Here is a 23,224-nt window from a genome sequence, read left to right as displayed (position 1 = left end):
GGTCACGCGTGCTTCCTTTCGTAGGGCAGGCGCGGGTCGAGCTGCTCGCTCTCCCAGGCCTGACGGACCCAGCCGTGGGCCGGGTCGTCGGTGATGTTCCAGACGCGCTCCGGGTCGGGCCCGGCCATCACGTTGAGGTAGTACATGTCGTAGCCGGGGGCGGCGATGGCGGGGCCGTGCCAGCCGTGCGGCACCAGGGCGACGTCGCCGGTGCGCACCTGACGGAACTCGTCGATCGGACGGTCGTCCGAGGCGTAGGTGCGGTGCAGCGCGAACGGGTCGGCGGTGGCCGGAGCGGAGAGACCGCGTGCGACGGCGGACTCGTAGTAGTAGATCTCCTCGAGGTTCGACTCCTCGCCCGGCACGTTCGTGTCGTGCTTGTGCGGCGGGTACGACGACCAGTTGCCGGCCGGCGTGATGACCTCGCACACGATGAACTTGTCCGCGTCGAGCGCGGCCGGGGTGCCGAAGTTGTGCACCTGGCGGCTCGACTGCCCGGCGCCGCGGAGCTCGACCGGCACGTCCTGCCGAGCCACGTACGTGGTCGGCTTGACGGTGTGGGTGGGCGCCTCGGCGACCGCGAACCGGCCGGCACCGGTGATGGTCGCCGCGGTGCCAGATCCCAGGTACAGGACGTCGGTGGGGCCCTCGAAGACGCTCCCCCGCCCCTGCAGTTCCTGCTCGCCGTCGCCGGCAGCGCCCGCGTAGGCCACGTGGAACGCCCCGGCGAGCGGCACGACGATGCGCTCCACGGCGTCGGCCGGGAGGCGCAGCTCGCGCGTGCCGGTCGGGTCGCCGTCCGTCAGGGTGCCGGTCCGGAGCCCGGTGTGCGCCCATCCTGCGATGCGCCCGTCGACGACGTCGGTCCAGCCGGCCTCGGGCCGGGAGCCCGCCGGGATGAACCACTGGTCGTGCTGGTGCTGTTCGTTCGCCATGCTGCGGGTCAGTTGTTCGACGGGAAGCCGAGGTTGATGCCGCCGTGCGACGGGTCGAGCCACCGGCTCGTGATCGCCTTCTGACGGGTGAAGAAGCTCACGCCGTCGGCGCCGTACGCCTTATGGTCACCGAACAGCGAGTTCTTCCAGCCGCCGAACGAGAAGTACGCGACCGGCACGGGGATCGGGACGTTGATGCCGATCATGCCGACCTGCACGTCGCGCTGGAACCGACGGGCGGCGCCGCCGTCGTTGGTGAAGATGGCGGTCCCGTTGCCGTACGCACCGCTGTTGATGAGCTCGAGGCCCTCTTCGTAGGTGGCGACGCGGACGACGCTCAGCACCGGGCCGAAGATCTCCTCGGTGTAGACGCGGCTCGTGGTGGGGACCTGGTCGATCAGCGTCGGGCCCAGCCAGAAGCCGTTCTCGTCGCCGTCGGGTCGGACGTTGCGGCCGTCCACCACAACCACCGCACCGTCCTGCTCTGCGACCTCGATGTACGAGGCGACCTTGTCACGGTGCTGCTTCGTGACGAGCGGCCCCATGTCGCATCCGCGACGACCATCGCCGATGCGCAGGGTGGCCGCGCGGTCCTTGATCTTCTGAATGAGCTCGTCGGCCACCGGCTCGACGGCGACGACGACCGAGATCGCCATGCAGCGCTCACCGGCGGAACCGAAGCCCGCGTTGATGGCGTTGTCCGCGACCAGGTCGAGGTCGGCGTCCGGCAGCACCAGCATGTGGTTCTTCGCGCCGCCCAGGGCCTGCACGCGCTTGCCGTGCTTCGTGCCGGTCTCGTAGACGTACTGCGCGATCGGCGTCGAGCCCACGAACGAGATCGACTCGACGTCGGGGCTCGTGAGCAGACCGTCGACCGAGAGCTTGTCGCCGTTCAGGACGTTGAAGACGCCGTCGGGCAGTCCGGCCTCGGAGAACTTCTCGGCGAGCCAGATGGCGGCGCTCGGGTCCTTCTCGGACGGCTTCAGCACGACGGTGTTGCCGGCGGCGATCGCGATCGGTAGGAACCACAGTGGCACCATCGCCGGGAAGTTGAAGGGGCTGATGATGCCCACGACGCCGAGCGGCTGGCGGATCGAGTACACGTCGATACCGGTCGAGACCTGGTCGGAGAACTCGCCCTTGAGCAGGCTCGGGATGTTCGTCGCGAGCTCCACGACCTCTTGCCCACGGGCGATCTCACCCAGGGCGTCGTCGATGACCTTGCCGTGCTCGCTCGTGATGATCTCGGCGAGCTCGCCCTTGTCGCGGTTCAGGATCTCGCGGAACGAGAACAGGATCTGCTGGCGCTTGGTGAGCGACAGGTTGCTCCACGCCGGGAACGCCGCCTTGGCGCTCGCGATGGCGGCCTGGATCTCGGATTCGTCGGCCAGGGCGACCTGCTTGGTCGCGACGCCCAGCGCCGGGTCGTACACCGGTGCCGTCCGCCCCGACGACGACGGGACACGTGCCCCGCCGATCCAGTGCCCGACGGTGGTGGTGGTCGTGTCGGTGAGCGTCATGCGTTGCTTCCTTCCGAGATGGACGAGTCCATGGTGGTGGCGCCCGCGAGCCGAGCGGCTGGGACGCGAGGATCTGTGGAGAACCCGCCCCGGGCCTCCTGGCTGTGGACGAGACCGGCGGCGACGTCCACGGCGGCGGCGACGTCGCCGTCCGGCGGGTAGAGCAGGGTGCGGCCGACGACCAGGCCGCGCACGCCGGGCAGGGCCAGGGCGTCAGCCCACTTCGCGTAGGTCTCCAGAGGCCGCGAAGCGGGGTCGCCGCCGAGCAGGAGCGTCGGCAGCGTCGTCGCCGCCATCACCCGCTCCATGTCGTCGACGACCGGGATCTTCAACCAGCTGTAGGCGCTGGACTCCCCCAGGCCCGCGGCGATCGCCATCGAGGTGATGACGGCGTCGGCGGTCAGGTCGTTCACGACCCGGCCGTCCTGCCACGCGGACATGAACGGTTCGAGCATGATCGGCAGCTGCAGCGCGGCGGCTTCGCTGACCGCACGAGCCGTGGCCTCGAGCGTCGGGGCCGTGCCCGAGTCCTCGAGCGCGATGCGCACCAGGAGCTTGGCGAAGTCGAGCCCGGAGTCCTTGATGGCCTGCGCCGAGTACGCCGTGTAGCGGTCGTCCATCTCGAACGTCGCACCACGCAGCCCGCCGCGGTTCATCGACCCGACGACGACCTTGCCGTCGAGGGCACCGAGCAGTGCCAGGTCCTCGAGGATGTCGGGCGTGCCGAGCACCCCGTCGACCCCGGGGCGACCGAGCGCCGTGACGAGCCGCTCGAGCAGGTCGTAGCGGTCGGCCATGGCGGACTCGTCGTTCCGGACCGCCAGGGCACCGCGTGCCGGGTGGTCGGCGGCGACGATGAAGAGCTTGCCGTCGTCGGCGAGCAGGGAACGCTTGTGCCGAGCGTCGAGCACGGACCGCACCAGTTCGGGCTGTCCGGCGCGGATGTCCCGGAGGCGCTGGAAGTCAGCGGGGCTGATCTCAGGCATGGAGTGTCTCCTCGGTGCTCGTCGTGCCCTCGGCGGGGTTGTCGTTCAGGAACTGCTCGATTTCGTCGCTCGTCGGCATCGCGGTCGAGCACTCGAACCGCGTCGCGACGATGGCGCCGGCGGCGTTGCAGAAGGCGAGGATCCGCTCGAGGCCCCAGCCCTGCAGCAGGCCGTGGGTCAGCGCGCCGCCGAAGCCGTCGCCCGAGCCGAGCCCGTTGACGACGTCGATGTGGTGCGGGCGGAACTCGACGAACTCGTCGCGGGTCTTCGCGAGCACGCCCTTCGGGCCCTGCTTCACGATGGCGATCTCGACCCCACGCTCGAGCAGGGCGTCGGCGGCGCGGACCGGGTCGGTCTCACCGACCGCGACCTCGCACTCCTCGCGGTTGCCGACGGCGACCGTGGCGTGCTCGAGGGCGACGGCGACCTCGCGCGTCGCGGCCTCGGGGCTCGACCAGAACATCGAGCGGTAGTCCAGGTCGAGCACGGTGTGCAGTGCTGTTGCGGCGTCGGCGGCGCTCCGCGCCTGGAACGCGGTGTGGTGTGCGCTGCGGCTCGGCTCTTCGCTCAGGCCCGTCACCGTGGTCCAGAAGATCTTCGCCCGCTCGATCTCGTGCAGCGGCAGCGACTTCGCCGTGATCATCAGGTCCGGCGCCTTCGGGGCTCGGTAGAAGTAGAGCGGGAAGTCGTCCGGCGGGAAGATCTCGCAGAACGCGACGGGGGTGTTCAGACCCTCGACCGTCTCGACGAAGGCGTTCGCGACGCCGAACTCAGGCAGGGTTCGGGCGATGTAGCGACCGAAGGGGTCGTTGCCGGTGCGGGTGATGACCGCCGCGTCGGCACCGTGGCGGGCCGCAGCGATGGCGACGTTCGTGGCGCTGCCGCCGACGGACTTCGAGAACGTCGTGACGTCTTCGAGCGGGCCGGTCTGCTGCGGGTAGATGTCGACGCTGACGCGTCCCATCGTGATCACGTCGTAGGCGTGGGGAGCGTGGTTCGTCATGCGACGCGGTGGACCTTCCGTGCGGCTTCATCGGCGGACGTTCACGACTGTACACCCTGTTTGCCCTAATGTCATGACATGGGATTCGAGGCTTGTCACGTCGGTCCCGTGGCGCGTCTCGGCAGGCCGGGAGGCCCGGTGTCGGTGGGTCCTGCCAAGGTCACGACATGCAGATCCTCGCCCTGGTCATCGGTCTCGTGATCGGCATCGCCGTCGGTGCGGTCGTCGCCTGGTCACTCGCGCGGTCGCGCGCCGGCGTCGACGCCGCCGCATCGCGCGCCAGCGCCGAGGCACTCCGCACGCGGCTCGACGAGGTCCGGCGCGACGCCGAGGAACGCCTCGACGCGCAGGACGCCCAGTACCGCCGGCAGGTCGACTCCCTCGAACGGCGCTCCGCCGAGCTCGAGCACCTCGTGCAGCGCATGCACGGCGCCGACTCCGCCCGGAACCAGAACGAGTCGAAGGTGCTGTCCGCCCTCAGCCCCGTCGCCCAGACCCTCGACGTGATGCGCACGAAGATCGCCGAGCTCGAACAGTCCCGCAGCGAGCAGTACGGCGCCCTGTCCGCGCAGCTCCGGTCGGCCGCTGAGTCCGAGGAACGCCTGCGTGCCACGGCCGACACCCTGGCCAGCGCCCTGTCGTCGAACAGCACCCGCGGGGTGTGGGGCGAGACGCAGCTGCGCAACGTGGTCGAGGCCGCCGGGTTGCTCGAACGGGTCGACTTCGACGTGCAGTCCTCGGTCACCACCGCGGCAGGCACCGCCCGGCCCGACATGGTCGTGCACCTGCCCGGCGGCAAGACCATCGCCGTCGACGCCAAGGTGCCGTTCAGCGCCTACCTGCAGGCCGCCGAGATCCCGGCGACGGCCACGGGCGCCGAGGGGGCGCGCCGCGACGCCCTCATCGGACAGCACGTCAAGGCGCTCCGCGCGCACGTCGACGCCCTGGCCGCGCGCGAGTACTGGACCGGGTACGACGCCTCCCCCGAGCTCACCGTCGCCTTCATCCCGTCCGAGTCGCTCATCTCGAGCGCCCTCGCCGCCGACCCAGGCCTGCTCGACCACGCGTTCCGCAAGCGCATCGCGCTCGCCTCTCCCGTGACCCTGTGGTCCGTGCTGAAGACCGTGGCGTTCTCGTGGCAGCAGGACGTCGTGTCCCAAGAGGCGCACGAGCTCTTCCGGGTCTCGCGCGAGCTCTACGGCCGGCTGTCCACGATGGCGGGGCACGTCGACAAGCTCGGTCGTTCCATCAGGGGCTCCGTCGTCGACTACAACCGGTTCGTGGGGTCGCTTGAGCGGCAGGTGCTGCCGAGCGCCCGTCGGTTGTCGCTGCTCGACGAGTCGAAGGTGATCGCCGACCCGGCGTCGATCGAGGACGAGCCGCGGTTGCTCACGGCGCCGGAGTTGGTGGGGGCGGTCGACGAGGACTGACCGTCCGCTCGCTACGATCGTCCGTCATGGGGGAAGCACTGCAGAACCATCCCGGCGACCGCGAGTTCCCGGTCCGTCCACGCTGGCGGCACCGGGCGGTGGTCGCCAAGGCGCGGAAGCAGACCGGGCGACGACGAGACCGCGCCGCAGCGTGGATCATCATGGCGATCGCGATCGTCGCGTTCTTTGCCGTGCTCCTGATCTCGATCCTCGCGCCGTACGAGGTCCGGCAGCACTTCGGGTACGGCATCCAGGCGGTGTGGCGTTGCTTCCTGATCGCCGTCGTCGTGTGGTTCGTCCTGACCTTCATCGTCTCGCTGCGTGACATCGGACTGCCGGTGCGGGAACAGCGGCGGTACCGGGAGCGCACCCGTGCCCGCGAGCTGCCCGAGCGCCGACTCCAGCAGCTGGCGCTCGCCTCGTTCGGCGACTTCCACGAGCGCTGGTGGCCGGCGTCGCTCGCCCCGTACGGTTCGCGGGTGGAGCTCGGCGGCGAGTACCTGCAGGACACCACGCCGTCGCCCTTCGTCACCATCCCGCTGCCCGCGGTGACGTTCCTGCGCCGGGAGCTCGACGAGACCTACAAGATCGCGAGTGGGCGAGACGCACAGGTCTTCGCGCTCGACCTGCTCGGTCCGAAGAGCGCGTCGTGGCAGTTCCTCGCGTTGAGCCGTTCCGCCGAGGGCGAGGCACGGCTCACCCGGCTGTCCTCACTGCTCGGCACCGACCCGTGGGCAGGGTCGAGCCTGCTCGAACACCGAGCGGACCGCCCGCCGAAGCTCCTCTGGTCGATGGACGTCAAGAACGCCGTCACCGCCGTCCGAGGTGCGTACGCAGCCGGGCTCCTGAGCGAGGACGATGCCTGGTCGTCGGTCGGCCTGGTCTCCGATGTCGCCTTCACCCTGTTCGACTCGTGGGACGACTACTTCGACAACCTGCGCGCCGCGTACGCCCTGGTCTACGACGAGCTCAAGACGGTGCAGGAGTTCGATGCCGGGCGGCGTGAGCTCTTCGCCTCCAACTGGCCGGTCACGCGGCTGCCGTGGCCTGCGTCGCCCGGGGCGCCGCTGCCCAGGACCGTCAGCGACCCGCTGTGGGCGGACGAGGACGACGCGTCGGTCTCCTGACTGCGACCGGACCCTCATCGGGGCGCCGGCTCATGTGTGGAAGTGCCCGGGGAACGCGCGGACGGCCTCGGCGTTGCGGTCCCACTCCGTTGCGATCCGCCCGATCGGCCACGCGTCAGACCCGCCGAACAGCCTGATGTGCTGTCGCACTGTCCGGCCTTGAGCAACCCACCACACGCCAGAGCAAGCGCAGCACACTGTCAGTGACGCCTCGGTGAACGGCGGCATCGAGCGAGAACGCCACCGGCGTCGGGCCGTCTGGTAGGTCATTTCAGATGTGGCCCGCAGCGCCCCTCCTCCTACAGGAGATCGAGTGGCAGGAAGGGCGATTTCATCTCATCGAGGTGCATGTCGGTCGCTTTCGCGATCGCCGGCAGTTCCAGCGCCCAATACCCGACGAATCCCGCACCGTAGCTGTCGCCCGGGGAGACTGCTTCCAGCGATCCCATCCAATCCATCGGTTTCATCCGCGACGGCCAGTCTGCGAGGTACGTCTCGATTGCACGGCCGGCTTCGACTGGCTGCTCGAGCGCCGTGAGCAGGGGCCGCGCGAACCGCGGCGTCGAAGGCTTGTTCTGATCCCAGGAGTGCTGAAGTCCGGACGCAGACGCAAGCGCCGAGAACAGCGGGTCCACCCCCTGCCGAACCACCGTCTCGAGGACCGTCCGCGCACGAGTCGTCCGGCCACAGCCCATCGTGATGCCGAGAAGCCGCAGCACGCTGATGTAGTACTCGTTTCCGTCGCCGAGGCTGGGCGACGGCTTCTGGTCGGAGGACGCTAGGTCGACCCACGTGCAGTACGCATCTGCCACCGATTCAGCGACATCCCCGATGACGTCCAAGCCGACGCCCGCGGAGTACTGCGCGGCCAGGTAACGGAGGCCCATGTGCCACTCGCCACGAACGGCGCTCAATCGCTTCGTGGGATCGGTTGCTCGCTGCGCGGCAGCCTTGCGCCCTTCCCAATTGGTCGAGGTCACCTCGATGGCGCTCTGCCAGTATCGCGCATCGAACTCGGCGGCCCGCTGCCGGAATGCAGTCTTGCGCCGGAAAAGCGGCATCAGGGGATCACCTTTCCACCCGTATCGACCATGAATCGTGTTGAACCTCCATCATGTCCGACGACGACGACACTTCGGGGGAGCTTTCCCTCGTCGAGCAGCTTCTGGATCGCGTCGAAGTGGCGCTCGTCCACGGCTCGTTCCAATCGAGTCAAGGCATCCCGCCCCGCTGGAGAGTCGATCCACTGATCACTTAGCTGACGACCGCTCAGTTTGGTGTTCTTCAACAGGCCGTTCGGAGCAGCGTCATCGTGCTTCGAGAACTTCGCCTCGCCGATCTCGTAGTCGCCGGTCTTCTTGTTGAAGTACACACCGTCAAGCCCGTTGGCATTGGTGCTGCCCTTCGTGTCGATCCGTTCGAAGCCGGAACGAGCGTAGAGGTCGTGCATCTGCTGCTCTCCGAAGGCTGCTTTCTCGTCCTTGGTCGCGGTCTTCGCAAGGGTCCGCCCGTTCGGCTTGACCTTGACGCCGAGGGGCAGTTCGACGCGACGCCCGAACGGGATCGCAGAAGTGACCTTCCCGACGACCGAGCGCCCCGCGGCGAGGACCCGTCCGCCGGCGCGCGAGATGCCGCCCATGCCGCGCGCGTACTTGCCCATGCTCGCCAACCGCCCCAGGGCGCCAGCCGCGGGGACGCAGTCGAGCAGCGAGAACGCGAGGTCCCACCCGTCGGCTTCGCCCTTGCTCATCTTGTACAACGTGTCCGCCAACACCACGAGCGCGATCGCCGCGATGATCAACGTCCACGGCCCCGGGATGATCATCGCGATGATCCCACCCACCGCCACGACGACCTTCGCCACCGACACGATGGTCTCCCACGCCTCGGACCCGAAGATCTTGTCCCACGTGGACTGCTTCCCGAGCCCCGCGTCAGCCGCTTCACCGATCTTCGTCGCGGTCCGCTGCTCCGCGTCCTGCCAGTCACCCTTGGCATCCGCGACGAGCCGCTTCGCCGCGTCGATCCGCGACTGCGCCGCCGCGATGTCGCCCTGCGCGGACGACACGGAGCCCTGCGCGACGGAGGCGTTGTCGGACGCCGCCCGCAACTGCGCCGGCGTCGGCACGTCCACCCCGTCCGGCACCTCGGACCCGGCCGGGTACTCGTCCGCGACCTTCGACAGGTCGGACGACGCCGACTGGTAGTGCGACAACGTCGACTGCGCGTCGGCGAGCCGGTCCTGCGCCGCGGCGAGGTCCCCGGAGGCGTCCTTCGCATCCGCCAACGCACCATCAGCCCGGTACTGGGTGTCATCGACCGAGTCCGCCCACCCCGACAGGGCCGTCGCGGCGAGTTCGTACGAATCGACGAGCTTGGTCAGGTCCGACGGGGTGTCCTCGATCGCGTCGACGAACACGTCCGCCGCTTCACCCTCCCAGTCGGTCAGCCACCCCGACCCCTTCACCGACTTCAGCCGGGTCGAGGCGTCATCCGCTGCGTCGGAGATGCGCTGGTACTCCCGCGACATCATCCGCAACGTCGACGGATCACCCTTGACCGGATCATCACCCTGATCGACCACGTCCCACCCCGACGGCCGCCCCATCATCCCTCCCCAGGTCTGATCTCTCGCCCTGTTCTCCACAGGCGCGCGAATGTGACCATATCAGGGGACATCGACGTGGACGCGTGCCCCCGACGCGGCCGCGGCGTCAGAGGGCTGCGCGGATGGCACCGAGGTCGGGGAACCCTCGGAGCCGGTACCGGGCGGGGCGGACGTCGAGCTCGTCGATCAGGTCGGACGCCAACTCCCGGAGCCGACCGAAGGGCACGGGCTGCGTCTGGCCGTCGAGCGTGACGAGCACCACGGTGTCGACCGCGGCGACGATCGTCTCGACGTCCTGGGTCCACGACGAGTACGAGAAAGCCGGGGAGTCCTCGGCGAGCCGCGCAACCGACACCGCAGCGACGTGGACCTGCTCACCCCGGAGATCGAACGACGCCTGCAGGTCGTCCTGCTGCAGGTTCGCGGCCGTCGACGTCCACAGCGCGCGGATGGTCCGCAGTTCCCCGTCGAGCGACGGGTGCTCGAACCGTACCCACCCGTCAGCGCGCAGCACCATGGGTGGTCCGCTCAGGACGTCGCCCTCGTCGTCGGCCAGGATCTGCTGGGCGACACCGGCCGCGACCTGGAGCCCGTCCTCGTCCTGGTCTCCCGTCACGATGAACGTCGTCGGCGCCACCGGGAAGACCACAGCGCTGCCTCGGAACTCGATGCCCTGGAACGTCTGCGGTGCGAGCACGAGCACGACGGCGAGGTCAGGGTCCTGGATGACGATCGTGCCCGGCTGGATCACCGCGACGTCACCGCCGGCCTGCTCCTGCGCGGCGGCGACGGCCGCACGCAGGACGTCGTCGTCCGTCCACCCCATCTCGGCGAGCGCCGGCGCGGTGAGGATCGAGCCCTCGTCGTCGGCGAGGATCACCCCGAGGTCAGGCGCCACGGGCACGACGTGCGGCAGTCGGTCGGTCGTTCCGTCCGCCTGCGCACGCAGGGTGCGGATGCCCGCGGTGTCCAGTCCGACGATCCGTGCCGTGGTGACAGTCATGCGTCGAGCCTATGCAACGGGGCGCCGCCGGCGGACCGGCGACGCCCCCAGACGGCGGATGGGCGTTCTGCCTAGAACCACTTCTCCGCACGGTGGTCCGCCTGGATGCGGCGGATCGTGTTCGAGCGCGACCGCAGCACGAGCGAGTCGGTGTGGATGACCCCGCGCGAGCGACGGACACCGTCGACCAGCACGCCGTCGGTGACGCCGGTGGCGACGAAGAACGTGTTGTCGCCGGTGACCAGGTCGTCCTGGTCGAGGACCTTGTCCAGGTCGTGGCCGGCGGCGATGGCGCGCTCGCGCTCCTCGTCGTCCTTCGGCTGGAGCTTGCCGAGGATCACGCCGCCGAGCGCCTTGATCGCGCACGCCGTGATGATGCCCTCGGGGGTGCCGCCGACGCCGACGCACATGTCGATCGTCGAGCCGGGCAGGGCGGCGGCGATGCCACCGGCGACGTCACCGTCGAGCAGCAGCCGCGTGCCGGCGCCGGTCGCGCGGATCGCACGGATGAGCTCGTCGTGGCGGGGTCGGTCGAGCACGGCGACGACCATGTCCTCGAGGTCCTTGCCCTTGGCCTTCGCCAGCGCGCGGATGTTGTCGCCGATCGGCTTCTCGAGGTCCAGGACACCGCGACCCTCGGGGCCGGCGGCGATCTTGTCCATGTAGAACACGGCGGAGGGGTCGTACATCGAACCACGGTCGGAGACGGCCATGACGGAGATGGCGTTCTGGCGGCCGGCGGCGGTGAGCGAGGTGCCGTCGATCGGGTCGACCGCGATGTCGCAGGCCGGGCCGTGTCCGTTGCCGACGTGCTCGCCGTTGTAGAGCATCGGGGCGTTGTCCTTCTCGCCCTCACCGATGACGACGACGCCGTCGAAGTTCACGGTGCCGAGGAACTTGCGCATCGCGTCGACCGCGGCGCCGTCGGCGAGGTTCTTCTCACCGCGCCCGACCCACGGCTGCGCACGGATCGCGGCGGCCTCCGTCGCACGCACGAGCTCGAGGGCCAGGTTGCGGTCGGGCTGGAGGAACAGGGAGCCGGTTTCCGTAGAGGGAGTCACGACCCGAGCCTACCGACCGGCGGCCGACCCGCGGTCCGGACACCGGGCCCGTGCACGCATGTGCACGACGGACGTGAGTCGACCGCGTAACCCGCACCGTCCCTCCAGTCCGGCTGACTACGATCGGCTGGGACATCACCGAAGTCGAAGGAGATCCACGTGCCCATCGCAACGCCGGAACAGTACGCCGAGATGATCGAACGCGCGAAGGCGGGCAAGTTCGCGTACCCCGCGGTCAACGTGTCCTCGTCGCAGACCATCAACGCCGTCCTCCAGGGCCTGCAGGAGTCCGGCTCGGACGGCATCCTCCAGGTCACCACGGGCGGCGCCGACTACTTCGCCGGCCAGACGATCAAGAACCGCGCCGCCGGTGCCCTCGCGATGGCGAAGTTCGCCCACGAGGTCGCGAAGAACTACGACATCACGGTCGCGCTGCACACCGACCACTGCCCGAAGGACGCCCTCGACGGCTTCGTCCTGCCGCTCATCGCGGCGAGCGAGGAAGAGGTCCGCGCCGGGCGCAACCCGATCTTCCAGTCGCACATGTGGGACGGCTCGGCAGTGCCGCTCGACGAGAACATCGAGATCGCGAAGACCATGCTCGAGAAGACGCGGAACATCAACGCGATCCTCGAGGTCGAGATCGGCGTCGTCGGCGGCGAAGAGGACGGCGTCGAGCACGAGGGCACGAACGACGCCCTGTACACGACCCCGAACGACGTCGAGAAGGTCGTCGATGCGCTCGGTCTGGGCGACAAGGGCCGCTGGATCGCCGCGCTGACCTTCGGCAACGTGCACGGCGTCTACAAGCCCGGTAACGTCAAGCTCCGGCCCGAGCTCCTCGGTGAGATCCAGGCCTCGGTCGCGGCCAAGCACGGCACGGGCGAGAACCCCCTCGACCTCGTCTTCCACGGCGGCTCCGGCTCGACCGACGACGAGATCCACGAGGCCGTCCGCAACGGCGTCATCAAGATGAACATCGACACGGACACGCAGTACGCGTTCACGCGCTCGATCGCCGACTCGATGTTCCGGAACTACGAGGGCGTCCTGAAGATCGACGGCGAGGTCGGCAACAAGAAGCAGTACGACCCCCGCGCCTGGGGCAAGGTCGCCGAGTCCGCCATGGCGGCTCGCGTGGCCGAGGCCGCGAAGGTGCTCGGCTCCGCCGGTCACACCAAGGGCTGATCGGGTCCGACCCGTCGCGCCCGTCGCGCCCGTCGCGCCCGTCGCAAGACGCCGTCGTGTCCGCACAACACCGCGGATTCCGGCGGCGTCTCGCGTTTCCGGGGGCGTCCTGCGTTGACGCCGGCGTCTCGACGGTCGGCCGGGAGGCACGGTTCACCTCCGCCGTGCTCGTCACGTGCCACGATGGTCGGGTGACCGTCGACGCCATCGCCTCCGAGTTCGCCCAGTTCGTCACCGAGTCGCCCACCGCGTTCCACGCGGCAGCGGCCTCCCGCGACCGCCTCGTCGCAGCCGGGTTCACCGAGCTGTCCGAGCTCGACGCCTGGCCGACCGATCCCGGCGCGTACGTGGTGGTCCGCGACGGTGCGGTCATCGCGTGGCGGCTGCCGGAGGGCGCGACCGGCACCACCCCGTTCCGGATCCTCGGCGCACACACCGACTCCCCCGGGTTCCGCATCAAGCCGAACCCCGGTGTCCGCACCGGTGGGTGGGAGCAGCTGAACGTCGAGGTCTACGGCGGCGCCCTCCTGTCGACGTGGTTCGACCGCGACCTGCGGATCGCCGGCCGGGTCGTCGACGCCGACGGCAGCGTGCGGCTCGTCAGCACCGACGCCGTCGCCCGCATCCCGAACCTCGCGATCCACCTCGACCGCGGGGTGAACGACGGCAAGGAGATCGACCGGCAACGCCACACCCTGCCGATCGTCGGGGTCGACGGCGACGCCGGTGGGACCTCGGTCGTGGAGTGGCTGCGCGCTCGACTCGGAGACGAAGCCGTGTCGTGGGACCTCTTCCTCGCCGACACCCAGACGCCCGCGCGCATCGGCATCGACCGCGAATTCCTGGCCTCGGGCCGGATGGACAACCTGACGAGCGTGCACGCCGGGCTCCGCGGCATCGTGGACGCCCCGGTCGACGGCGACCACATCCCCGTGTTCGCCGCGTTCGACCACGAGGAGATCGGTTCCTCGACGCCGTCCGGTGCCGGTGGCCCGTTCCTCGAGGACGTCCTCGGCCGCGTGCAGGAGGGCCTCGGCGCCACGCGCTCCGAGGCCGCCCGGGCGTTCCGCGCTTCGTGGCTGCTGTCGAGCGACGCCGGCCACCTGGTACACCCGAACCAGCCGGAGAAGCACGACCCGACGAACCGTCCGCGCCCCGGTGCCGGTCCGCTGCTGAAGATCAGCGCGAACCAGCGCTACATGACCGAGGCCAAGGGCGAGGCCGTCTGGGCCGCCGCGTGCGACACCGCCGGCGTGCCGTGGCAGCCGTTCGTCAACGTGAACACGATCCCCGGCGGCTCGACCATCGGCCCGATCGCGGCCACCCGGCTCGGGATCCCGACGATCGACATCGGCGTCGGGCTGCTGTCGATGCACTCGATCCGCGAGCTCGTGCACGTCGAGGACCTGGCGTCACTGCACGGCGCCGTCGCGGCGTTCCTGGCAGGCTGAGCCCTGGCCGGCTGAGCCCTGGCAGGCTGAGCCAGCCCGGCTGGGGTCAGGCGCCGGCCTGGCGCATCATGAAGTCGACGAACTGCGGGTCCTGGAACACCACGACGACGAACGCGATGGTGCTCACGAACGTCGCGACGACCGCGCCCACGATCGGCACCCAGAACGTCCGCTTGCGTGCCCGGAGCCGCCGGATCGACCACCACGCCACCAGCGCGAAGACCACGACGTTCGTGATCGCGCCGATGATCGCTGCACCGCTCAGCGCACTCGGGTCGTCCAGCGCCGTGTACTGCGTCTCGAGGGTCCGACGGACCGTGGACGCGACGTTGGTCACCGCGAGTGACTGCACGACCGAGATCAGCCCGAAGGCGAGCAGCCCCACGGTCAGCACGAAGTCGGCGGGCGTCCGGCCGAACCGGCTCGCCGTCGCTGGACGCTGCTGCCCACCCGTGGCCGGGTCACCGGCTGCGCCGGGTCGACCGGCAGGCAGGGTGCCGGTCGGCGCGCCGGCACCGGACTTGTACGCGGTCGCGCCGTCCCGCCCGGCCTGGCTCGCCGCCTGCTGGCGGCGGTCGCGCTCCTGCTGCTCGCGCTCCTGACGTTCCTGTTCGACCAGGACCGGGTTGACCCAGCCCTCGGGTGCGTACTCGCCGTACGCGGGGGCGGGGCGGCCGTGGACCCGGCCGCTCGCGGCACCGGCGGCCGTCGTCGAGGACGTGCCCCGGGCCTCCTGGCCGGCAGCTGCCGTGTCGTCGACGTGACCCGGCTCACGCTGCGGTACCGAGCCCCAGCCGTCCGAGCCGCTCATGCCCGACGCCCGCCGAGCGCGCGCGTCGGGTTGCCCGACGCGTCGGTGCGGAGCTCCTTGGGGAGCGAGAACATCAGGTCTTCGTGTGCGGTCACGACTTCTTCCACGGCGCCGTACCCGGCGTCGGCGAGCTGCTCGAGGACCTCGGCGACGAGCTCCTCGGGCACCGAGGCACCGCTCGTCACGCCGACGGTGGCGACGCCGTCGAGCCACTCCTGGCGGATCTCCTCGGCGTAGTCGACGCGGTGTGCGGCCTTCGCGCCGTGCTCCAACGCGACCTCGACCAGTCGGACGCTGTTCGACGAGTTGGCGGAACCGACGACGATCACCAGGTCGGTGCCCGGGGCGACCTTCTTGATCGCGACCTGGCGGTTCTGGGTGGCGTAGCAGATGTCGTCCGACGGCGGATCCTGGATGGTCGGGTACTTCTCGCGCAGCAGGCGGACGGTCTCCATCGTCTCGTCGACGCTCAGCGTGGTCTGCGACAGCCAGACGAGGTTGTCGGGATCGGGGACGTCGAGCGCGGCGACGTCGTCCGGTCCGTTGACCAGGATCGTGCGGTCGGGGGCGTGGCCCATCGTGCCCTCGACCTCTTCGTGGCCGGTGTGTCCGATGAGGATGATGGTGCGCTCGGCCTTGGCGAACCGGGTGGCCTCGCGGTGGACCTTGGTGACCAGGGGGCAGGTGGCGTCGATGGCGTGCAGGTCGCGGTCGGCGGCACCGGCGACGACGGCGGGTGAGACGCCGTGGGCACTGAAGACGACGTGCGAACCGCGCGGGACCTCGGCGACGTCGTCGACGAACACCGCACCGCGCTGCTCGAGGGTGGACACGACGTGGACGTTGTGGACGATCTGCTTGCGGACGTAGACGGGCTCGCCGTACTGCTCGAGCGCCTTCTCGACGGCGACGACCGCGCGGTCGACCCCGGCGCAGTAGCCACGGGGCGCAGCCAGCAGCACCTTCTTCGGGCCGGCGACCGGCTCGTCGCGCAGTCGTCCGCGCGCCGCGTGCACCCGCGGTGGGGCGAGCGGGACCGTGTGGCCGTTGGTGATCGTCACGTCCCCGATGATAGGTGAGCGGGACGCACGCGACCTGGGCACGGGCGCCGTCTGTGGAGAACCCGCCGCTCGCCCGCTGTCACCGGTGTCGGGCACGATGGACGTCCAGCACGAGAAGGAGCGACATGGCGATCGAACAGGGCCCGCCGACGGCCGACAACCCGTGGCCGGTCGCGCTCCTCGGCGCGAAGCTCCGCGACTGGATCGACCGGCTCGGTACCGCGTGGATCGAGGGCGAGATCACGCAGTGGAACGTCGCGGGCGGCAACGTCTACGGCAAGCTCAAGGACGTCGAGGTCGACGCCACGGTGTCGTTCTCCATCTGGTCGAGCGTCCGCTCCCGGGTGCCGGCGGACATCAAGCAGGGCGACCGGGTGGTCGCGGCCGTCAAGCCGAACTACTGGGTCAAGGGCGGCTCGCTGACCATGCAGGTCGTCGAGATGAAGCACGTCGGCCTCGGTGACCTGCTCGAACGGCTCGAACGGTTGCACCGGACCCTGGGCGAAGAGGGCCTGTTCGACCCGGCGCGCAAGAAGCGGCTGCCGTTCCTGCCGCACCGCATCGGCCTGATCACCGGCAAGGACTCCGACGCCGAGAAGGACGTCAAGCGCAACGCGCAGCTCCGCTGGCCGCAGGTCGAGTTCCGCACCGTCCACACCGCCGTGCAGGGCGAGCGCACCGTCGGCGAGGTCACGGCGGCGATCCTCGAGCTCGATGCCGACCCGACGGTCGACGTCATCATCATCGCCCGCGGTGGCGGCGACTTCCAGAACCTGCTCGGCTTCAGCGACGAAGGGCTCGTCCGCGCAGCAGCAGCGGCGAGCACGCCGATCGTCTCGGCCATCGGGCACGAGGCCGACCGCCCCATCCTCGACGAGGTCGCCGACCTCCGCGCCTCCACCCCGACCGACGCCGCCAAGCGGGTCGTCCCCGACGTCGCGGAGGAACTCGCGAACGTCCGGCAGGCCCGCGCGCGCATCGGCCTGCGGTTGTCGCAGACCCTCGCGGTCGAGGCCGACCGCATCGCGGCGCTCCGGTCGCGCCCGGCGCTCGCGTCCACGGCCTGGCTGGTCGACACCCGTGCGGAAGAGGTCGCCCGTGACCTCTCCCGTTCGCGCGAACTGCTCGACCGTCGTCTCGAGCGGGGGCACTCCGAGGTCGGCCACCTGACGGCCAGGCTCCGGGCGCTGTCGCCGCGCGACACCCTGCGGCGCGGCTACGCGATCGTGCAGCGGGCCGACGGCGGCGTGGTGCGGTCGTCCACCGACCTGGCCGGGCAGACCCCGGTGCACGTCACGCTCGGCGCGGGCACCGCGACCGGCACGCTCGAGCCGGACGGGCCGGGTCCGGACGGTTCGGGGTCGGGTCCTGACGACGTCTGACGGTCCGACCGGTCCGGCCGTCTGCCGGACGCGTGCTCACCAGCCGCGGTCGCGCAGCCAGGTCGTCGCCAGCGTGCTCCACGCCTCGGCCGGTCCGAGGCCCGCAGCGAGCCCGATCCCGTGCGAACCACGCTCGAACACGTGCAGTTCGAAGGGCACCCCGTGCCGCGCCAGCGCGCGTCCGTACGACAGCGAGTGGGTGACGGAGACGTCGGCGTCCTCGGCGGTGTGCCACAGGAACGTCGGTGGTGTCCGGTCGTCGACGAGCAGATCCGTGTCCACCGCGGACCGCTCGCGCACGCTCGCGTCCGGCCCGAGCAGGTTGTCGGCGCTGCCGCCGTGCGGGTGGTCCGTCATCGAGGTCACCGGGTAGCAGAGGAGCGCCAGGTCGGGACGGTCGTCGACGTCCGACACGGCGCGCTCGGCCGGCGTCGGGGCGTTCGACACGAGGGCCGCCAGGTGCCCACCCGCGGACGAACCGATCACGACGATCCGCGGATCGGACGGGAGGCCCGCCCAGCGTCCGGCACGCAGGTCGCGGACGAGCGCACGGGTCGCCACCACGGCGTCCGGGTGCCGATGCGGGGCGAGCGGGTACGCGAACACGACCGCGTCGACGCCGATCCCGTTGAGCCAGCGGGCGTACCCCTCGCCCTCGTGCGGAGCGTGCATGCCGTACCCGCCGCCGGGCAACACGAGCGCGAGCGGCGGCCGGTTCAGCGGCCCGCCGTCGTCCGCACCGGTCCGCTGCGGTGCCGGGTACCAGTCCACGCCCTCGGGGAGATCCGTCATGGCGCGACCCTACCGGGCGGTGTTCTCCCCAGGCGCAGCGGGCGCGACCGTGCGTCGGTGGACCCTCGGTAGGATCGAGTCGTGCCATCCCAGCAGGAACCCGAGCAGACCGACGTCCAGTCGCTGAGCTACGAAGCAGCCCGCGACGAACTCGTGCGCGTCGTCAGCGAGCTCGAACAGGGCTCCGCCACCCTCGAGCGCTCCCTGTCGCTCTGGGAACGCGGCGAGGCCCTGGCCGCCCGCTGCGAAGAGTGGCTCGTCGGCGCACGTGCACGGCTCGACGCTGCCCGCGCCGCCAGCAGTGCCGAGGACGGCTCCTCCCGATGACCGACGCGAACGGTCGCCCGATCGTCGCCGAACTCGGTCGCCCCGAGACGGCCGAGGAGACCTGGGCGCGCAAGGACGCCGCACGGACCGCTCGTCGGCAGCACCAGACGGCCTTCAACCTGGTCATCGCGCTCATCGCGTCCCTCGGCATCGTCCTGTTCCTCGTCGCCGTGGTCGTGCGGCCGAACACCACGGTCGACCGCACCGTCGACTACCAGCAGATCGCGGCCGACGCCCACGTCGGTGACGTCACGCTGGCCGCCCCCGACCTGCCCAGCGGCTTCACGTCGAACCGGGCCGACTTCTCCGACAAGACCGCGGACGACGTCGACGTCTGGACCGTCGGGTTCGTGACACCGGACAAGCAGTACCTCAGCCTGCAGCAGGGTGTGGACGCCAACGGCTCGTGGGTGTCGAACCAGCTCGATCAGCGGCCGTCCACCGGCACCCGGGTCATCGGCGACACGAAGTGGACCGTGTACGACCGACGCTCCGAGGGGTCCGACGCCGGCAACCACGCGTACTCGCTCGTCTCGACGTTCGGCACCAACACGATCGTGCTCTCCGGCACCGCCGACGACGCGTCGTACCGGACCGTCGCCACGGCGGTCGCGAAGCAGTTCTCGCAGTAGCGTCCACTGGGACACCCCACTGCCGGACGCCCCGCAGCCCGACCACTCGACCTGATCCGACCCGATCCGAGGAGCCCCATGCCCGACCGCGCCGCCGCCACCCCCTCCGACGCCCTGCGCCTGCTGGTCGACGGCAACGCCCGCTTCGCCGCTGACAAGCGCCGCATGGGCCGCACGGACCCCGATCGCCGCACCGAGCTCCAGGGGTCGCAGTCGCCGTTCGCGACCGTCCTCGGCTGCTCCGACTCGCGCGTGCCGTTCGAGCACGTGTTCGACGCGGGCATCGGCGACCTGTTCGCCATCCGCAACGCCGGGCAGATCGTCGACGACGTCGTCCTCGGGTCGATCGAGTTCGCGGTCGTCGCACTCGGCACCCCGCTCGTCGTCGTCCTGCGCCACACCCGGTGCGGTGCCGTCGCGGCCGCACGCTCCGGTGAGCCGGTCCCCGCGCCGCACCTGCAGGTCCTGGTGGACGCCATCGCCCCGAGCGTCGAGAAGGTCCGCGCCACCGATGCCGAGCTCCCGCAGGAAGCGATCGGCGCCGCCCACCTCGAGGCCTCGCTCCGCCAGGTGCTCGAGCGCTCCGGTGCGGTCTCCGACGCGATCGCCGAGGGCCGGCTGGCCGTGGTCGGCGCGACCTACGACCTCGGCACGGGCGAGGTCACGATCGACACGGTGGTCGGCAACGCCTGACGCCCCGTCGGCACCCCGCCCGGTCGGCACCCCACCCGCACGTCCCACATCCGTCGCACCGGTACAGTCGAACGCGACGCCCGGCGCCGGGTCCGTGACCCACGGAGCCCTCGTGCGCCGCCGCAGTCCCCCGACGCGACCGCGTCCGGCGAGCACCCCAGGAAGGACCACGACGACGTGACCGACACCACCGAGACCGAGTTCCGCATCGAGCACGACACCATGGGCGAGGTGCGGGTGCCGAAGTCGGCGTTGTACCGCGCCCAGACCCAGCGCGCGGTCGAGAACTTCCCCATCTCGGGCACCGGGCTCGAGCCGGCGCAGATCGTGGCGCTCGCCCGCATCAAGCGGGCAGCGGCGATCGTGAACGGTGAACTCGGCATCGTCGAGCCCGCCGTGGCCGAGGCCGTCGCGAAGGCAGCCGACCTGATCATCGGTGGCCAGCACCACGACCAGTTCCCCGTCGACGTCTACCAGACCGGCAGCGGCACCTCGTCGAACATGAACATGAACGAGGTCCTGGCCACCCTGGCATCGGACATCGGCGGCACCGCGGTGCACCCGAACGACCACGTCAACGCGTCGCAGTCGTCGAACGACGTGTTCCCGACCTCGGTGCACGTCGCCGTGACCGAAGCCCTGCTCCGGTCGCTCGTGCCGGCGCTCGAGCACCTGGCCGAGTCCCTCGAGGCGAAGGCGACCCTGTGGGCCGACGCCGTGAAGTCCGGCCGCACGCACCTGATGGACGCCACCCCGGTCACCCTCGGGCAGGAGTTCGGCGGCTACGCACGCCAGATCCGCCTGGGCATCGAGCGGGTCACCGCGACGCTCCCCCGCGTCGCCGAGGTCCCGCTCGGCGGCACGGCCGTCGGCACGGGCATCAACACGCCGAAGGGCTTCCCGCAGCGGGTCATCGCCCAGCTCGCGGCGGACACGGACCTGCCGATCACCGAGGCCGTCGACCACTTCGAGGCCCAGGGGGCGCGCGACGCGCTGGTCGAGGCCTCCGGGGCGCTCAAGGTGCTCGCGGTCAGCCTGACGAAGATCAACAACGACCTGCGCTGGATGGGGTCGGGTCCGAACACCGGGCTCGGCGAGCTGCACATCCCCGACCTGCAGCCGGGCTCCTCGATCATGCCCGGCAAGGTCAACCCGGTCATCCCCGAGGCCACCCTGATGGTCGGCGCGCGGGTGATCGGCAACGACGCCACCATCGCGTGGGCCGGAGCATCCGGTGCGTTCGAGCTGAACGTGGCGATCCCGGTCATGGGCACGGCCCTGCTCGAGTCGATCCGGCTGCTGGCGAACAGCTCGCGGGTGCTGGCCGACAAGACGATCGACGGCCTGCAGGCGAACCTCGAGCGCGCGCGGGCCTTCGCCGAGTCGTCGCCGTCGATCGTCACCCCACTCAACCGCGTCATCGGCTACGAGGCCGCCGCCAAGGTCGCGAAGTACGCCGTCGCCGAGGGCATCACCGTCCGCCAGGCCGTCGTGGCGCTCGGACACGTCGAGCGGGGCGAGGTCACCGAGGAGCAGCTCGACGCGGCACTGGACGTCCTGTCCATGACCCACCCGAACTGAGCTCTCCGCACTGAGCCCTCAGCGCTGCCCCTCCGCCAAAGCGACAGATCTCCACGAACTGTTTGCGGAGATCTGTCGCTTTCGCGGGTGGGGAACAGCCGGGCGTCACACCAGGTCGGGCGAGTCCAGCAGGTCCGTCACGAGCGCGGCGATAGCGGACCGCTCCGACCGCGTGAGCGTCACGTGGGCGAACAGCGGGTGGCCCTTCAGCCGCTCGATGACGCTCGCGATGCCGTCGTGGCGTCCGACCCGCAGGTTGTCGCGCTGTGCGACGTCGTGGGTGAGCACGACTCGGGAGTTCTGCCCGATGCGGGAGAGCATCGTGAGCAGCACGTTCCGTTCGAGCGACTGGGCCTCGTCCACGATCACGAACGCGTCGTGCAGGGACCGACCGCGGATGTGGGTGAGCGGCAGCACCTCGATCAGTCCGCGTTCGACGACCTCGTCGAGGACGTTGTCCGACACCACCGAACCGAGGGTGTCGTAGACGGCCTGCGCCCACGGGTTCATCTTCTCGCCGGCGTCACCGGGCAGGAACCCGAGGTCCTGGCCACCCACCGCGTACAGCGGCCGGAACACCATGATCTTCTTGTGCTGCTGCCGTTCGAGGACCGCTTCGAGCCCGGCGCACAGGGCCAACGCGGACTTGCCCGTTCCCGCACTGCCGCCCAGGGACACGATGCCGATCTCGGAGTCGAGCAGGGCGTCGATCGCGAGCCGCTGCTCGGCGGACCGGCCGCGCAGCCCGAAGACCTCGCGATCGCCACGGACCAGGGCGACGGAACCGGCGGTGTGCACGCGGCCGAGGGCCGATCCGCGCTCGGAGTGGATGACGACACCGGTGTTGACCGGCACGCCGTCAAGCTGGACGGACCGGATCTCCTCTTTCTCGTACAGGTCGGACATCTGCTCGCCGGAGACCTGCAGGTCGGCGATGCCGGTGTAGCCGGAGTCGACCGCGAGCTCGGCCCGGTACTCCTCGGCCGCCATGCCGATCGACGAGGCCTTGACGCGCAGGGGCAGGTCCTTCGACACGACGACGACGTCGAGCCCGTCGTTCTTGAGGTTCGAGGCGACGGCGAGGATCCGGGAGTCGTTGTCGCCGAGCTGCAGCCCGGACGGCAGAACGGACTGGTTGGAGTGGTTCAGCTCGACGCGGAACGAACCGCCGTCCCCGATCGCGATCGGGAAGTCGAGCCGTTCGTGTTCGATGCGCAGTTCGTCGAGCAGCCGCAGGGCCTGCCGCGCGAAGTACCCGATCTCCGGGTCGTTGCGCTTCGACTCGAGTTCGCTGACGACCACCACGGGCAGGACCACCGCGTGCTCGGCGAAGCGGAACAACGCCCGCGGATCGCTGAGGAGCACCGATGTGTCGAGCACGTACGTGCGCTGGGCGACCGACGTGGACGAGTCCGCGGTGTGCTGGTGCTGGGTTCCGCGAGAGACGTTCTGAGAGGTCACGACCACTCCATCCCCGGGCCGCGAGCAGCCCGGTCCATGTCCTCGAACGCGGCCGTGGAGCGGGTCCCGAAGCACCGACTGTGGCCGCTTCGATCGGGCGCGGTGCCCGATGGGGACAACGTACGTCCGCCCTCCGACACCCCGCCACCGACACGCGGTTTCCGGCGTTACG

Annotated in this window: 21 protein-coding genes; 9 read left to right on the top strand and 12 right to left on the bottom strand. The window is 70.4% G+C overall.

Annotation, left to right across the window (positions count from 1 at the left end; translation table 11 throughout):
• Positions 1 to 2 precede the first annotated feature (2 nt).
• The 4 genes from iolB to iolC are packed head-to-tail and all read right to left on the bottom strand — an operon-like array spanning position 3 to position 4,444.
• Positions 3 to 935, bottom strand: coding sequence for a 5-deoxy-glucuronate isomerase (gene iolB, locus ITJ59_RS16255; RefSeq protein WP_194652335.1), 933 nt, complete (start codon positions 933 to 935; stop codon positions 3 to 5).
• 8 nt (positions 936 to 943) lie between these two features.
• A complete protein-coding gene (locus ITJ59_RS16250) occupies positions 944 to 2,455 on the bottom strand; it encodes a CoA-acylating methylmalonate-semialdehyde dehydrogenase (RefSeq protein WP_194652334.1) in 1,512 nt (503 codons plus the stop codon).
• Positions 2,452 to 3,441 carry a class I fructose-bisphosphate aldolase gene (locus ITJ59_RS16245; protein ID WP_194652333.1) on the bottom strand — a complete coding sequence of 330 codons (990 nt, stop codon included), beginning with the start codon at positions 3,439 to 3,441 and terminating at the stop codon, positions 2,452 to 2,454. The genes ITJ59_RS16250 and ITJ59_RS16245 overlap by 4 nt, the downstream gene beginning before the upstream one ends.
• Positions 3,434 to 4,444: a 5-dehydro-2-deoxygluconokinase gene (gene iolC / locus ITJ59_RS16240; RefSeq protein WP_194652332.1), complete on the bottom strand. Its 1,011-nt coding sequence runs from the start codon at positions 4,442 to 4,444 to the stop codon at positions 3,434 to 3,436. Before iolC ends, ITJ59_RS16245 begins: the two co-directional genes overlap by 8 nt.
• 167 nt (positions 4,445 to 4,611) lie before the next feature.
• Between iolC and ITJ59_RS16235 the strand changes: the two genes are divergently transcribed.
• A complete protein-coding gene (locus ITJ59_RS16235) occupies positions 4,612 to 5,874 on the top strand; it encodes a DNA recombination protein RmuC (protein WP_194652331.1) in 1,263 nt (420 codons plus the stop codon).
• Between the two features lie 26 nt (positions 5,875 to 5,900).
• A complete protein-coding gene (locus tag ITJ59_RS16230) occupies positions 5,901 to 7,001 on the top strand; it encodes a DUF1266 domain-containing protein (RefSeq protein WP_194652330.1) in 1,101 nt (366 codons plus the stop codon).
• Between the two features lie 299 nt (positions 7,002 to 7,300).
• Here ITJ59_RS16230 and ITJ59_RS16225 read toward each other — a convergent pair whose 3' ends face one another.
• The 4 genes from ITJ59_RS16225 to glpX form a co-directional block, all read right to left on the bottom strand.
• Positions 7,301 to 8,062, bottom strand: coding sequence for a PoNe immunity protein domain-containing protein (locus tag ITJ59_RS16225; protein WP_194652329.1), 762 nt, complete (start codon positions 8,060 to 8,062; stop codon positions 7,301 to 7,303).
• Complete coding sequence (locus ITJ59_RS16220; protein ID WP_194652328.1) at positions 8,062 to 9,585, bottom strand: putative T7SS-secreted protein; 1,524 nt, start codon at positions 9,583 to 9,585, stop codon at positions 8,062 to 8,064. The genes ITJ59_RS16225 and ITJ59_RS16220 overlap by 1 nt, the downstream gene beginning before the upstream one ends.
• A 130-nt stretch (positions 9,586 to 9,715) precedes the next feature.
• Entirely contained in the window at positions 9,716 to 10,612 is an 897-nt protein-coding gene (locus tag ITJ59_RS16215; RefSeq protein WP_194652327.1) for a hypothetical protein, read from the bottom strand.
• Between the two features lie 71 nt (positions 10,613 to 10,683).
• Positions 10,684 to 11,673: a class II fructose-bisphosphatase gene (gene glpX / locus ITJ59_RS16210; RefSeq protein WP_123673052.1), complete on the bottom strand. Its 990-nt coding sequence runs from the start codon at positions 11,671 to 11,673 to the stop codon at positions 10,684 to 10,686.
• 159 nt (positions 11,674 to 11,832) lie between these two features.
• Here glpX and fbaA point away from each other — a divergent pair, with 159 nt between their 5' ends.
• Together fbaA and ITJ59_RS16200 are read left to right on the top strand one after the other, a co-directional pair.
• On the top strand, positions 11,833 to 12,861 hold the full coding sequence (gene fbaA / locus ITJ59_RS16205; RefSeq protein WP_194652326.1) for a class II fructose-bisphosphate aldolase: 1,029 nt from the start codon (positions 11,833 to 11,835) through the stop codon (positions 12,859 to 12,861).
• Between the two features lie 191 nt (positions 12,862 to 13,052).
• Positions 13,053 to 14,312 (top strand): M18 family aminopeptidase, encoded by a 1,260-nt coding sequence (locus ITJ59_RS16200; protein ID WP_194652325.1) that lies wholly within the window; start codon positions 13,053 to 13,055, stop codon positions 14,310 to 14,312.
• Between the two features lie 46 nt (positions 14,313 to 14,358).
• Here ITJ59_RS16200 and ITJ59_RS16195 read toward each other — a convergent pair whose 3' ends face one another.
• Entirely contained in the window at positions 14,359 to 15,123 is a 765-nt protein-coding gene (locus ITJ59_RS16195) for a DUF6264 family protein (RefSeq protein WP_194652324.1), read from the bottom strand.
• A complete protein-coding gene (locus tag ITJ59_RS16190; RefSeq protein WP_395873674.1) occupies positions 15,120 to 16,184 on the bottom strand; it encodes a 4-hydroxy-3-methylbut-2-enyl diphosphate reductase in 1,065 nt (354 codons plus the stop codon). Before ITJ59_RS16190 ends, ITJ59_RS16195 begins: the two co-directional genes overlap by 4 nt.
• A gap of 125 nt (positions 16,185 to 16,309) precedes the next feature.
• Here ITJ59_RS16190 and xseA point away from each other — a divergent pair, with 125 nt between their 5' ends.
• On the top strand, positions 16,310 to 17,566 hold the full coding sequence (gene xseA / locus ITJ59_RS16185; RefSeq protein ID WP_194652323.1) for an exodeoxyribonuclease VII large subunit: 1,257 nt from the start codon (positions 16,310 to 16,312) through the stop codon (positions 17,564 to 17,566).
• A 36-nt stretch (positions 17,567 to 17,602) separates the two neighbouring features.
• Here xseA and ITJ59_RS16180 read toward each other — a convergent pair whose 3' ends face one another.
• Positions 17,603 to 18,358 (bottom strand): alpha/beta hydrolase, encoded by a 756-nt coding sequence (locus ITJ59_RS16180; RefSeq protein WP_194652322.1) that lies wholly within the window; start codon positions 18,356 to 18,358, stop codon positions 17,603 to 17,605.
• 81 nt (positions 18,359 to 18,439) lie between these two features.
• Here ITJ59_RS16180 and ITJ59_RS16175 point away from each other — a divergent pair, with 81 nt between their 5' ends.
• The 4 genes from ITJ59_RS16175 to ITJ59_RS16160 all read left to right on the top strand — a co-directional run bounded on the left by ITJ59_RS16175 (position 18,440) and on the right by ITJ59_RS16160 (position 21,591).
• Positions 18,440 to 18,685, top strand: coding sequence for an exodeoxyribonuclease VII small subunit (locus tag ITJ59_RS16175; protein ID WP_194652321.1), 246 nt, complete (start codon positions 18,440 to 18,442; stop codon positions 18,683 to 18,685).
• A complete protein-coding gene (locus tag ITJ59_RS16170) occupies positions 18,682 to 19,317 on the top strand; it encodes a DUF4245 domain-containing protein (protein WP_194652320.1) in 636 nt (211 codons plus the stop codon). The genes ITJ59_RS16175 and ITJ59_RS16170 overlap by 4 nt, the downstream gene beginning before the upstream one ends.
• Positions 19,318 to 19,395: 78 nt before the next feature.
• Entirely contained in the window at positions 19,396 to 20,010 is a 615-nt protein-coding gene (locus tag ITJ59_RS16165; RefSeq protein WP_194652319.1) for a carbonic anhydrase, read from the top strand.
• 177 nt (positions 20,011 to 20,187) lie between these two features.
• Positions 20,188 to 21,591: a class II fumarate hydratase gene (locus ITJ59_RS16160; protein ID WP_194652318.1), complete on the top strand. Its 1,404-nt coding sequence runs from the start codon at positions 20,188 to 20,190 to the stop codon at positions 21,589 to 21,591.
• A gap of 105 nt (positions 21,592 to 21,696) precedes the next feature.
• Here the strand turns inward: ITJ59_RS16160 and ITJ59_RS16155 are convergent, their stop codons facing one another.
• Positions 21,697 to 23,058, bottom strand: coding sequence for a PhoH family protein (locus ITJ59_RS16155; RefSeq protein ID WP_194652317.1), 1,362 nt, complete (start codon positions 23,056 to 23,058; stop codon positions 21,697 to 21,699).
• Positions 23,059 to 23,224: the final 166 nt, after the last annotated feature.

This window comes from Curtobacterium sp. VKM Ac-1393 (assembly GCF_015350995.1).
Classification (GTDB): domain Bacteria; phylum Actinomycetota; class Actinomycetes; order Actinomycetales; family Microbacteriaceae; genus Curtobacterium.
Note: the sequence above shows the minus strand (reverse complement) of the source record. Positions and strands in the feature narration are given on the sequence as shown.